General features: G+C 61.9%; 13 protein-coding genes. 6 read left to right on the top strand and 7 right to left on the bottom strand.

The genetic code is table 11. The annotated features are described in order from the left end of the window. The first annotated feature begins 49 nt into the window (after nt 1-49). A complete protein-coding gene (locus JFT85_RS01380) occupies nt 50-1,399 on the top strand; it encodes a cation:proton antiporter (protein ID WP_053256149.1) in 1,350 nt (449 codons plus the stop codon). A gap of 8 nt (nt 1,400-1,407) precedes the next feature. Here the strand turns inward: JFT85_RS01380 and JFT85_RS01375 are convergent, their stop codons facing one another. From JFT85_RS01375 to JFT85_RS01365, 3 genes are all read right to left on the bottom strand, one after another. Beyond that, nucleotides 1,408-1,569, bottom strand: coding sequence for a hypothetical protein (locus tag JFT85_RS01375; RefSeq protein ID WP_180542910.1), 162 nt, complete (start codon nt 1,567-1,569; stop codon nt 1,408-1,410). A gap of 11 nt (nt 1,570-1,580) precedes the next feature. Beyond that, entirely contained in the window at nt 1,581-1,793 is a 213-nt protein-coding gene (locus tag JFT85_RS01370; protein WP_053256150.1) for a hypothetical protein, read from the bottom strand. Between the two features lie 86 nt (nt 1,794-1,879). Further along, nucleotides 1,880-2,425 (bottom strand): hypothetical protein, encoded by a 546-nt coding sequence (locus JFT85_RS01365; protein ID WP_053256524.1) that lies wholly within the window; start codon nt 2,423-2,425, stop codon nt 1,880-1,882. Nucleotides 2,426-2,842: 417 nt separating this feature from the next. Here JFT85_RS01365 and JFT85_RS01360 point away from each other — a divergent pair, with 417 nt between their 5' ends. From JFT85_RS01360 to JFT85_RS01350, 3 genes are all read left to right on the top strand, one after another. Continuing rightward, complete coding sequence (locus tag JFT85_RS01360) at nt 2,843-4,252, top strand: circularly permuted type 2 ATP-grasp protein (RefSeq protein ID WP_053256151.1); 1,410 nt, start codon at nt 2,843-2,845, stop codon at nt 4,250-4,252. Nucleotides 4,253-4,254: 2 nt separating this feature from the next. After that, nucleotides 4,255-5,205, top strand: a complete 951-nt coding sequence (locus JFT85_RS01355; protein ID WP_053256152.1) for an alpha-E domain-containing protein — start codon at nt 4,255-4,257, stop codon at nt 5,203-5,205. A 108-nt stretch (nt 5,206-5,313) separates the two neighbouring features. Beyond that, nucleotides 5,314-5,742 (top strand): nuclear transport factor 2 family protein, encoded by a 429-nt coding sequence (locus tag JFT85_RS01350; RefSeq protein ID WP_053256153.1) that lies wholly within the window; start codon nt 5,314-5,316, stop codon nt 5,740-5,742. A gap of 118 nt (nt 5,743-5,860) precedes the next feature. On the opposite strand, the gene msrA is transcribed toward JFT85_RS01350, so the two are convergent. The 3 genes from msrA to msrB form a co-directional block, all read right to left on the bottom strand. Beyond that, nucleotides 5,861-6,556 (bottom strand): peptide-methionine (S)-S-oxide reductase MsrA, encoded by a 696-nt coding sequence (gene msrA, locus JFT85_RS01345; protein ID WP_069551563.1) that lies wholly within the window; start codon nt 6,554-6,556, stop codon nt 5,861-5,863. Nucleotides 6,557-6,638: 82 nt separating this feature from the next. Continuing rightward, on the bottom strand, nt 6,639-8,399 hold the full coding sequence (locus tag JFT85_RS01340) for a cytochrome c biogenesis protein DipZ (RefSeq protein ID WP_201228925.1): 1,761 nt from the start codon (nt 8,397-8,399) through the stop codon (nt 6,639-6,641). Between the two features lie 35 nt (nt 8,400-8,434). Next, a complete protein-coding gene (gene msrB, locus JFT85_RS01335) occupies nt 8,435-8,935 on the bottom strand; it encodes a peptide-methionine (R)-S-oxide reductase MsrB (protein ID WP_053256156.1) in 501 nt (166 codons plus the stop codon). A 140-nt stretch (nt 8,936-9,075) separates the two neighbouring features. Here msrB and JFT85_RS01330 point away from each other — a divergent pair, with 140 nt between their 5' ends. Beyond that, nucleotides 9,076-9,786, top strand: coding sequence for a response regulator transcription factor (locus tag JFT85_RS01330; RefSeq protein WP_053256157.1), 711 nt, complete (start codon nt 9,076-9,078; stop codon nt 9,784-9,786). After that, nucleotides 9,783-11,249, top strand: a complete 1,467-nt coding sequence (locus JFT85_RS01325) for a sensor histidine kinase (protein ID WP_069551561.1) — start codon at nt 9,783-9,785, stop codon at nt 11,247-11,249. Before JFT85_RS01330 ends, JFT85_RS01325 begins: the two co-directional genes overlap by 4 nt. Here the strand turns inward: JFT85_RS01325 and JFT85_RS01320 are convergent. Then, nucleotides 11,212-12,144, bottom strand: a complete 933-nt coding sequence (locus tag JFT85_RS01320; RefSeq protein ID WP_201228923.1) for an alpha/beta hydrolase — start codon at nt 12,142-12,144, stop codon at nt 11,212-11,214. The genes JFT85_RS01325 and JFT85_RS01320 overlap by 38 nt on opposite strands. Nucleotides 12,145-12,189: the final 45 nt, after the last annotated feature.

Here is a 12,189-nt window from a genome sequence, read left to right as displayed (position 1 = left end):
CGCGCCGTGGTCCTCCAACGGAGATAAACCACGGCCTGGTGCACGCTCGATGACTTTTATTCTGTGGATGGCCGTACTGGGCACTGTGTTGCTCACGCTCGCCCTCACCTCTTCCTATTTGCGCTGGATGCCGGTGACCACCTCAGCGGTGTGCCTGTTGCTGGGCGTAGCCATCGGCCCGCTGGGTGTGGACCTGTTGCACCTGGATATCAAAAACTCGGCGCGCTGGATGGAACACCTGACCGAAGTGGCGGTGTTGTTTTCCTTGTTCGTCAGCGGTTTGAAACTGCGCCTGCCTCTCAGGCATCGCACATGGCGGATCGCGTTTGGTATGGCGGGCCCGGTGATGCTGTTGACCATCCTCGGGGTGTGCCTGGCACTGCATTACGTGTTCGCGTTGTCCTGGGGCGTCTCGTTGTTGGTGGGTGCGATACTCGCGCCGACCGACCCGGTGTTGGCGGGGTTGGTCCAGGTCAACAATGCGCAGGACTATGACGCACTGCGCTTTGGCCTGTCCGGCGAAGCCGGCTTGAACGATGGCACCGCCTTTCCCTTCGTGATCTTTGCCCTGCTGTTCATGCAGCACGCCGGGTTTGACGGTGACTGGTTCGGTGGCTGGGTGCTGAAAAACCTGCTGTGGGCGGTGCCGGCCGGGCTGTTGATCGGCTACTGGATGGGCCGTGGCATCGGTCGCGTGACGCTATGGATGCGCATCAGCAATGAAGACAGCACGCTGTCCCCGAACGACTACCTGACCCTGGCGTTGATTGCGCTGGCCTATGTGGCCGCTGAGGCGGTGGGCGGCTATGGCTTTCTGTCGGTATTCGCCGCCGGGCTGGGCTTGCGCCAAGCGGAGTTCAGGTCCACGGGCCACTCGGTGACCCCATCGGAACATCTGGCACTGCCGGTGGTGGGCCACCTGGAGGTGGCGCCTGAGCGCGCCCTGCAAGGCGATGTCAGCGAACTGGCGGATACGCAGATCGCCGCTGGCGTGATGATGGGCGACATGCTCTCGTTCGGCAGCCTGGTGGAGCGTTCGATGGAGGTGTTTCTGGTGACGGTGTTGGGCATTGTGCTGATCAGTCACTGGGATTGGCGCGCACTGCCGGTGGCCGCGCTATTGTTCTGCGTGATTCGCCCCGTGAGCGTGCTGGCGATGCCTTGGGGCCGTTTGATCGATTACCGACAACGCGGTTTGATCGGCTGGTTCGGCATTCGCGGGATCGGCAGCATTTACTACCTGTTCTACGCGCTCAATCATGGGCTGGGCGGCACCAACAGCGCGGTAGCGGTGAACCTTACAGTGTCGGTAATAGCCTTGAGCATCGTCGTTCATGGGTTGAGCACGCAGCCGATGCTGGCGTGGTATGAACGACGAGCCAAGGTGCACACTGAATAGGCAACCGCTCAGCCAAGATGTTCGGTTTCGGTGTTGCCCACATCCGCCGCATCGTCCAGGTCATTGAGCGGCACTTCTGCATCATCCATCAATGAACCCGGGTCTTCGTTGCCCGGGTCATTGAGTTCTTCATCGTCAAGGTCTTCATCGTCGTCCAGTGCTTGTGACATGACTGTCTCCTCTAACCGCCTTGGGTGTCGATATCAGCGTCGGTTTCAGGCTTGGGCTCGCGCTCGGGCTTGAAGTCTGGACTGTAGTCGTTTTCCTTGGCCTTGGGGTCGCTGGCAGGCTTCGGATCTTTCGGCGCGTCAGCCGCCGTGCCGGGTGCGGGCTCACCGCCGTCGATTGCCGGATCGTTACGGTTGCTGACTTGGGGATCGTTGCTTGTGCTCATAGGTCACCTCTCTTGAAAAACACCGCCTGTATACAGGTAAGGTCTCGCGCAGGACGCTGAAGTTCCGCCGATTTAACAGGCGATGCTCAAGAGATCGGGTTATCGACCTGGATGTAAAACGCATACGCGCCGAGCAATACCCAAAACACCATAAACAGCCACGGCGCGCGCATGGAGAACAGCAGCGACTTGCGATAGCCCTTGTGGGACGACTCGGTCTCACAGAACAGCGGCGAATCGTCATAGGCCATGCCCATCACCGGCTCGCTGCGCAGCAGTTCACTCTGCTTGTAGTGCCAGTGGTCAATGATTTCATACGCCGCGCGAATGCCCGGCCAGGCATTCAGCGAGCTGAGCACACCGAGCATGACCAGGAACACCGGGACCACCAGGGTAAACAGCTTGCCCCACTCCGGGTTCAAGTTGCCCATGCCGGAGACGAAGGCGATGACCAGGAACGACTGCGCGCTGAGATAGGCGTCAGTGCGGTTGGCCAGAATGGTGGTTTCGTACTGAATTTCGCGGCGGTAGAAGTCAAGACGGTCCTTGGGTGAACCGAAAATCTTGGCGTTGTGTTCACTGTGTTCGTCCAGCGACGCTTCTGGCGTGTTTGGAGAGATGATTCTGGGCACGACGATGCTCCACAAGGTGACAAGCCTTGTTAGAAGAATCGGGGCTGAGTGAAGTTCAAGTTTGTTCATGCACCATCGTGAAACACGCGCCGCACTGTTGTGGTCATCGCATGAGGCGGGCGGGTGCTGGCGCGCGCAGCCCTCGGGCTTTTTTCGGCCCATTGCTCAGCCGGGCGTGCGTTGACTCGCTCGCCAGCGGGTCATTGGTCTGTTAATGACGGGTTTCGGCACAGGCATTGCTTAAACCATTCATCTGCCCGGATACAGGAGCATTCGTTACCCCCCGACCCAGAGCCGACCCCATAAGAAAGTAAGGACCAGGCTTGTTGGCACCCTCAGCCACAGGCTCATAAAACTATGCGTTTTTCAAAGCGGCAGTGCCACCCGCGCAACCCTCGGCACTGACAAGGTACTGGAATGGCTCGATCTTTCTTTGATGAAATGAATGACGCACAAGGCGCTTGCCGTGCGCACTATCAGGAATTCTCCCGCTGGCTGGCCAACACGCCGCCGGAACTGCTGGCCCAGCGCCGCCGCGAAGCGGATTTGCTGTTCCACCGGGCCGGAATCACCTTCACCCTCTACGGCGACGAGCAAGACACCGAGCGCCTGATCCCGTTCGACATCATCCCCCGCAGCATTCCTGCCAGCGAGTGGAGCGTGATCGAACGCGGCTGTATCCAGCGGGTCAATGCGCTGAACATGTTCCTCGCCGACATCTACCACGACCAGCGCATCATCAAGGCCGGGATCATTCCGGCGGATCAGGTGCTGGGCAACGAGGGTTATCAGCAGGCGATGGTCGGCCTGGACCTGCACCGCGACATTTATTCGCATATCTCCGGGGTGGACCTGGTACGCGATGGCGACGGCACCTATTACGTCCTCGAAGACAACCTGCGCACCCCCAGCGGCGTGAGCTACATGCTCGAAGACCGCAAGATGATGATGCGCCTGTTCCCCGAAGTGTTCGCCAAACAGCGTATCGCGCCGGTGGACCACTACCCCAACCTGCTGCTCAAAACCCTGAAAAGCGCCAGCCGCCTGGACAACCCCAACGTGGTGGTGCTGACCCCGGGGCGCTTCAACAGCGCGTTCTTCGAGCACGCGTTCCTCGCCCGGGAAATGGGCGTGGAGCTGGTGGAAGGTGCCGACCTGTTCGTGCACGACCTCAAGGTGTTCATGCGCACCACCGACGGCCCCAAGGCGGTGGACGTGATCTACCGCCGCATCGATGACGCGTTCCTTGATCCGCAGGCCTTCAACCCCGATTCCATGCTTGGCGTACCGGGCCTGGTGGCGGCGTACTGCGCCGGCAATGTGGTGCTGGCCAATGCAATTGGCACCGGCGTGGCCGATGACAAGTCGATCTACCCCTATGTGCCGGAAATGATCCGTTTCTATCTGGATGAAGAACCCATCCTGCAAAACGTGCCGACCTTCCAGTGCCGCAAACCCGATGAGCTGTCCCATGTGCTGGCCCATTTGCCCGAACTGGTGGTCAAGGAAACCCAGGGCTCCGGCGGCTACGGCATGCTGGTCGGCCCGGCCTCCAGCGCCGCCGAAATCGAAGACTTCCGCCAACGCATCAAGGCGCGCCCTCACGCGTACATCGCTCAACCGACGCTGAGCCTGTCCACCTGCCCCACCTTTGTCGAAAACGGCATCGCGCCACGGCATATCGACCTGCGCCCGTTTGTGCTCTCGGGCAAAGAGACCCGCCTGGTGCCCGGCGGCCTGACCCGCGTGGCGTTGAAGGAAGGCTCGTTGATCGTCAACTCGTCGCAAGGCGGCGGAACCAAGGACACCTGGGTGGTGGAGGGCTGAGTATGTTGAGTAGAACCGCCGCAGATCTGTACTGGATGTCCCGTTACCTGGAGCGCGCAGAAAACCTGGCGCGCATGCTCGAAGTCAGTTATTCGCTGTCATTGATGCCCCAGGCCGGGCGCAGTGATGGGCTGGATGAACTGGCCATGTCGTTGCTCAGCAGCGGCACCCTGGACAGTTACCTTGAGCGTCACAAACAACTGGACGCGATGCGCATGCTGCACTTCTTCGCCCTCGACGAAGAAAACCCCGCCAGCATCTACAACTGCCTGCGCGCCGCGCGGGGCAATGCCCACGCGGTACGCGGGCGGATCACCGCCGACATGTGGGAAAACCTCAACGCCACCTGGCTGGAAATGCGCAGCATCGCCGCCGGTGGCCTGGCCCGGCATGGCATCAGCCACTTCTGCGACTGGGTCAAGCAGCGTTCGCACCTGTTCCGCGGGGCAACCTCGGGCACCATCATGCGCAACGACGCTTACCGGTTTATTCGCCTGGGCACGTTTGTCGAGCGCGCGGACAACACCCTGCGCCTGCTGGATGCGCGCTACGAGATGTTTGGTGAGGAGTCGGAAGAAGTCAGCGACCTGTCGGCACGCGGGTATTACCAGTGGAGCGCCCTGCTGCGGGCCTTGTCGTCATTCGAGGCGTATACCGAACTGTACCCCAACGCGTTGAACGCGCGCTCGGTGTCCGAGTTGCTGCTGTTGCGCAGCGACGTACCGCGTTCGTTGCACGCCTGTATCGAGGAGTTGAGCCACATCCTGGCGGACTTGCCCGGCAGTTATGGGCGCACGGCGCAGCGCCTGGCGGCCGAGTTTGAGGCGCGCCTGCGCTATACCGGGATCGATGAGATTCTGGAGGACGGCCTGCACAGTCGGCTCACCGACTTCATCGACACCGTACGCGAACTGGCCCGGGCAATTCATAGCTCCTACCTGGAAGTGGTGTGAGTTCATTGCAGTCACTTAACTGTCAATTCGGGTGATTGACCCTGCTTTGTTACCGCTCTTATGTTGGCGAGGTGAACGACCTTTCCACCATAAGAACAGGTACACAGCATGTCCGAACTGAAACTGCACCCCGCCGCCGCCCATAGCCTGCAACGCTGGCATGCCATGCTGACGGCTCACGACCTCAAGCCGCTTCCTGAATTGCTCGCGCCCGACGCCGTCTTTCGCTCGCCCATGGCCCACACGCCCTACCCTGGCGCGCCTGTGGTGTCGATGATCCTCAACACGGTGTTCAAGGTGTTTGAAGACTTTGCCTATCATCGCGAACTGGCCACCGGTGACGGCTTGAGTGTGGTGCTGGAGTTCAGTGCGCGGGTCGGTGACAAACAGTTAAAGGGCATTGATTTGATCCGCTTTAACGAGCAAGGGCAGATTGTTGAGTTTGAAGTGATGGTGCGGCCAATGAGTGGCTTGCAGGCGTTGGGTGAAGAAATGGCGCGGCGGTTGGCGCCTTACCTGGCAAAAGCCAAATCCTGAACCGAAGTGGCGACGAAGGTCGAAGCGGGCGTGCTCGCGAAGGCGGTGTGTCCGGCACAGTATGAGTAACGGACCCACCGCGTTCGCGAGCAAGCGCACACCTTTTGGTTTGCGCTGACTATTGGTTTTTGACCAGCACCGGTTCTGCTCTGTATTGGTCCGGGAACAGTTTTTTCAGCTGCGCCACTTTCGGCAAATCATTGATCACGATGTACGGGTAGGAAGGGTTCTCGGTGAGGAAGTCCTGGTGATAGGACTCCGCCGGGTAAAACGCCTTGCCCATCTCGACCTTGGTCACGATCGGCCTGGTGAAGGCGTTGGCCGCGTCCAGCTGGGCGATATAGGCCTGGGCGACTTTTTGCTGCTCGGCATTCTGCGCAAAGATTTCCGAGCGGTATTGGCTGCCGCTGTCGGGGCCCTGGCGGTTCAGTTCCGTGGGGTTGTGGGCCACGGAAAAGTAGATTTGCAGCAACTTGCCGTAGCTGACCTGGCCTGGGTCGTAGGTCACCGACACCGACTCGGCGTGGCCGGTATCGCCTCCACTGACCGCCTCGTACTGGGCTGTGTCAGCCGCGCCGCCGTCGTAGCCGGACACAGCGTTTTTCACGCCTTGCACATGCTGGAACACCCCTTGTACGCCCCAGAAGCAGCCGCCGGCGAATACCGCCGTTTGCAGGTTGCCGGGCGCGGCGGGAAGGTCGAGGGCCGGTGGTGCGATCATTACCGCGTCTTCGGAGGCGCCAAAAGAGAACGCCGAGCTTTGGCCGACGAAAGCAGCGAAAGCGAGTGCGGGTAAACATTTGAGCAGTTTCATACCACTGACTCCAGTACTCGGTTGAAGGTGGCAGCAGGCCAGCCAGCGCCCACATTGACCGGGTTAACAGTTAATGAAGCGGTTAACCGAAGGTGAAGGCATAGGCCGCCACATGCGGGTCGAGAAATTCGATGCTGAAGGTGCGGTCCTGCACGGCGCCGCGCTGCCGCACCAACTGGTACAGGCGTTGTTCGGTCACCGTGCCGCGGCCATCGGGCGCCACATCCGTGCCGTGGGCATCGCCCGGGGCCTGGCCATCAATCGTCACCTTGAACCGCACCGGTTTGCCGTCAGCCGCCGGGCCCAGCACCAAGTGCAGGTCGCGGGCATGGAAGCGGTACACGATGCGCCCGTCGGCCTGGTCCAGGGTGGCTTGCTGGCCGCCGACGTTCCAGTGACCTTCCAGGGTCCAGTTGTTCAGGCCCAGCGGGCCGGCGGCCGGGTAATTCACCACGGTGTCGGTGGCCTGGGTGCCGGTGGTCACGAAGTGTTCGGCGCGCTGGAAGCCCAGGTAGGTTTCCGGCGACTGCACTTCATGCATGTCCGGCGCCTGCTCAACGCCCTTCGCATCCGCCTCGATCAACCCACCGGCGACATCTTTGGCCCCGGCTTCACGCAGCAATTGCTGGATCACTCGCTCCGACTCGGCGTAATCACCCTCGCCAAAGTGGTGGTAGCGAATCTGGCCCTTGGCATCGGCAAAGTAATGCGCCGGCCAGTACTGGTTGTTGAACGCGCGCCAGATCTTGTAGTTGTTGTCGATCGCCACCGGGTACGTGATGCCCAGGTCCTTCATGGCCTGGCTGACGTTGTTCACGTCGCGCTCAAAGGCAAATTCCGGGGCGTGTACGCCAATCACCACCAGGCCCTGGTCGTGGTACTTCTCGGCCCAGGCTTTCACGTAGGGCAAGCTGCGCAGGCAGTTGATGCAGGAGTAGGTCCAGAAATCCACCAGCACCACTTTACCTTTCAGCGCTTCGGCACTCAGTGGCGGGCTGTTCAGCCATTGCACTGCGCCATCCAGTGGCGGCAACGTGCCTTCGATCGGCAGCGCGTCGCTGTGGTTGGCAGCCATCATCATCGCGCCACCGGCCAGCATCGCGCCGCCCTGCTGCGCGGGTTTGGCACTCAGCGTGTCCACCAGGCTTTGTTCCAGGCCGCCCGTGGAGGCAGTCGACAAGCGCGACAGCACACCGGTGTCCAGGCCCAGGGCGATGGCGGCCACGCCGGCGAGCATCAGCGCACCGAGGCCACGGCGCAACCATTCACCGGCACCGAGCGAGCGCTTCATAACGCCAAAGACTTTACCGCCGACCAGCAACGCCAACGCCAGGGACGTAGCGGCACCGGCGGCATAAGCCAGCAACAGCAACGTGGTGCCGATGCTCGCGCCCTGTAGCGCCGCGCCGGTGAGCACCAGCCCCAGGATTGGCCCCGCGCACGGTGCCCACAGTAAACCGGTGGCCACGCCGATCAGGAACGAAGCGCCCGCTCGCGGCTTGGCGTCCGTTCCAGCGGCTTGCGACAGGCGACTGCCGGCGGCCACTAAGGGACGCGTCAAGCGTTCCGACAGGTGCGGCAGCAACAGCGTGAGTCCGAACAGGGCAACGCACAGCAACGCGAGCCAACGCCCGTACTGATTGACTTGCACCACCCAACCGCCGCCCACCGCGGCCAGTGAGGCCACCAGGGCGAACGTCACCGCCATCCCCGCTAACAGCGGCAAGCCACTGCGCATAAACGGCTGCCCGGTGCGAGCGAAGACAAAAGGCAGAACAGGCAGGATGCACGGGCTGACAATTGTCAGCACGCCGCCCAGATACGCGAGAACCAGAAGCCACATGGAATCTTCCCTTATCAATATGCAGAGACATCGGCTTAAGCCGCCGTGAACGTCATGGCCACGCCATTCATGCAATAGCGCAGGCCAGTGGGTGCCGGGCCGTCATCGAACACGTGCCCTTGGTGGCCGCCACACCGGCGGCAGTGAATTTCCTTGCGTACCACGCCATAGGACGTGTCGACATGGCTGGCGACAGCGTGGTCCAGCGGCTGCCAGAAACTCGGCCAACCGGTGTGGCTGTCGAACTTGGTGCTGGAGGCGAACAACGGCAACGCACAACCGGCGCAGGCAAAGGTGCCTGTACGGTGTTCATCATTAAGGGCGCTGCTGTAGGGGCGCTCGGTGCCCTCCTCGCGCAGCACGGCGAACTGCTCGGCACTCAGCAGGCTGCGCCATTCGGCCTCGGTATGGTTGACTTCGAACGTCTCGGCGGCTTGCACCTCGGTGACCATACTCAGCTGTTTCAGCACACCACCGGCCAGGACGGCAACACCCAGGCCACCACCGGCCAGCAGTATTTGTCGACGTGTGTACATGGCGTTCTCCTCGTTAAGCACTGAGGCCATCTTGAACCCTTGCCGGTCGCGGAATCCTCACGCAGAGTTAAACAATTCGTGATAACTACACGGGTGCAAAACCCGCACAATGCGCGAACTACAAGCGAAGGTTTTTTTCCATGGATCAGCCCAAACGAGTCCTCGTCGTCGAGGACGATGCCCATATTGCTGACTTGATCTGCCTGCACCTGCGCGACGAGCAATTTGAGGTGGTGCACAGCGCCGACGGCACTGAAGGCCTGCGCCTGCTGGAGCAAGGCGGCTGGGATGCGCTGATCCTCGACCTGATGCTGCCGGGTGTGGACGGCCTGGAAATCTGCCGCCGGGCCCGCGCCATGGCGCGCTACACACCGATCATCATCACCAGCGCGCGCTCCAGCGAGTTGCACCGCATCCTTGGCCTGGAGCTGGGCGCGGACGACTACCTGGCAAAGCCGTTTTCCATGCCGGAGCTGGTCGCGCGGGTCAAGGCGCTGCTGCGCCGGGTTGACGCCATGGCGCGTAACCTGAAGATGGACGCCGGCAGCCTTGAACTCGGCCCGCTCTTCATCAACCCGCTGACCCGCGATGCGACCTTGCAAGGCCAGCGCCTGGACCTTACGCCGCGCGAATTCGACCTGCTGTATTTCTTCGCACGCCAGCCGGGCAAAGTCTTCTCACGCATGGACCTGCTCAACGCGGTATGGGGCTACAGCCACGAAGGCTACGAACACACGGTGAACACCCATATCAATCGCCTGCGCGCCAAGGTCGAGGCCGACCCGGCCAACCCGTCACTCATCCTTACGGTATGGGGCCGGGGCTACAAGTTTGCCGAGAGCGGCCCATGAAACTGACCCTGACTCAACGCCTGTCAGTCGTGTTTGCGCTGTTGCTGGTGGTTTGCAGCGGCACTTCGGCCTGGTTGCAGGTCCGTTCCAACCGCATGCACGAACTGGAAGTGGTGCAAGGCTTGTCCCGCGACCTCGCGGCGCACATCGCCCGTGATACACAGCTGATGGACGCCGACGGCCTCAAACCCGACGCGGTGCGCACGCTGTTCAGCCAATTGATGCTGGTCAACCCGAGTGTCGAGGTGTACTTGCTCGATATCGACGGCCGCGTCGTCGGTAATGCCGCACCCAGCGGGCATTTACTGCGTGACCACGTCGACCTCACGCCGGTTCGACGCTTTCTCAGCGGCGCCATGCTGCCGATTCTCGGCGATGACCCGCGCAGCGTTGACGGGCGCAAGGTGTTCAGCGCCGCGCCGCTCAAGGCCAACGGCCAACAAACCGGTTTCCTGTACGTCGTGCTGCTGGGCGAAGCCCACGATGTGTACGACGCAAAGGACGCCACCGGCATGGCGCTGAAGATCGCCCTCTGGTCCATCGGCCTGGTGGCGCTGCTGTGCTTGATGGCCGGCCTGATCGCGTTTGCCTGGATCACCCGGCCCTTGCGCCAACTGACCGACAAGGTTGGCCGATTCGACATCAACGGCGCGCCGAAACCTGTGCAGCCGCCACCTCGCGAGCTCGATAGCAGCGATGAAATCGCGGTGCTCGACCACGCCTTCGTGCAAATGGAAAACCGCCTGGGCGAGCAATGGCGCGCCATCACCCACCAGGACCAGGAACGCCGGGAAATGGTCGCGAATATTTCCCACGACCTGCGCACGCCCTTGGCCTCGCTGCATGGCTACCTGGAAACGCTGTCCCTCAAGGACGCCAGCCTCAGCCCAGAGGAGCGCCGCCGTTACCTCGGCATCGCCCTCGACCAAAGCCGCAAGGTCGGCGGCCTTGCCCAGTCGCTGCTGGAACTGGTGCGCCTGGAACATGGGTTTGTCCAGCCGGTGATCGAAGGTTTTTCGCTGCCGGACCTGGTGCAAGACATCTTCCAGAAATTCGAACTGACCGCCGAGGCCCGGTCCATCACGCTCACCGCCAGCTTGCCGCCACAGGTGCCAACGGTGTTGGCCGACCTGGGCTTGATCGAGCGGGTGCTGACCAACCTGCTCGACAACGCCCTGCGGCACACGCCGGTGAATGGCGAGGTCGAGGTGATCTTGTCACCCGAAGCGGATGGCATGGGCGTCACCGTCAGCGACAGCGGCCCGGGCATCGCCCCTGAGTTGCGTGAAGGCTTGTTCCTGCGGGCCTTCACCATCGGCGGCGCGCGCCGCGATGGCGGCCTGGGCCTGCGCATCGTGCACCGCATCCTGCAACTGCACGGGCGCAGCATCCGCTTGGTGGACCGCCCTGGGCATGGCGCGACCTTTACGTTCTGCCTAGAAACCCGAGCATCAGCGCGTTGACCCGCTGCGCCTGCTCGTTCTGGATCCAGTGACCGCAGTTGGCCAACACCTGCTGCTCAAGGTCGGGCACCGAGTCGGGCATGCGCTTGAGGGTGTGGGCTTCGAACACGCCGACCGGGTCGCGGTCGCCAATCAGGAACAAGGTCGGTTGCAGCACCTGCCGGCCCGCCAGGAACTCGGTGTGCTGCCAGTTGCGTTCGAAGTTGCGGTACCAGTTCAGCGGGCCGCGAAAGCCGTGTTCGGTGAACGCCTGCAGGTAGATGGCCAAATCCTCCGGGGAACACCAGTGCGGCAATGTACTGGGGGTTGAGACGCCTGCGAACAGGCGGGCCTTCACCGATTTCTGCTGCAGGAACATGTCCTCATCCTGCATGAACAGCCGCAGCGTGCGTTCGATGTCGGCGTTCAGTTCCTGTTCGGCCACACCGGGTTCCTGGAAATACAGGATGTAATTGAACCGATCAGCATACAGCTCGCGCATGATCTCAAGCACCGGGCGGCGGGCGCGCCCGGCAAAAGGCACCGACAGTGTGATCAGCCGTGTAATGCGCGTTGGCTCCAGCAACGCCAGGTGCCAGGCGAGCACCGCGCCCCAGTCGTGCCCAACCATGGCCACCTCACGGTGACCGAAATGCTCCATGGCCTGCTGGATGTCGGCGCACAGGGTCAGCAATGCGTAGTCGGCAATGTCCGCGGGCGAACTCGAAGCGCCGTAGCCGCGCAGTTCAGGAGTAAATACGCGGTACCCGACGGCGGTCAACGCAGGAATCTGCTCGCGCCAGGAGTGCCAACATTCAGGAAACCCGTGCAGCAGCCAGATTGGCCGGCCGTTTTCCGCGCCGTCGATGTGCACGCACAGCTGAATACCGTTGACGGAGAGTGTTTGCTGGCGCATGGGCGTAACCTTTCTGCGTGTTTTGATCAGCCTGCAGAATCGGCG

Source organism: Pseudomonas sp. TH04 (assembly GCF_016651355.1).
Taxonomy (GTDB): Bacteria; Pseudomonadota; Gammaproteobacteria; order Pseudomonadales; family Pseudomonadaceae; genus Aquipseudomonas; species Aquipseudomonas fluorescens.
The sequence above is the reverse complement of the archived record's forward strand: the minus strand, read 5'-3'. Positions and strand labels throughout refer to the sequence as shown.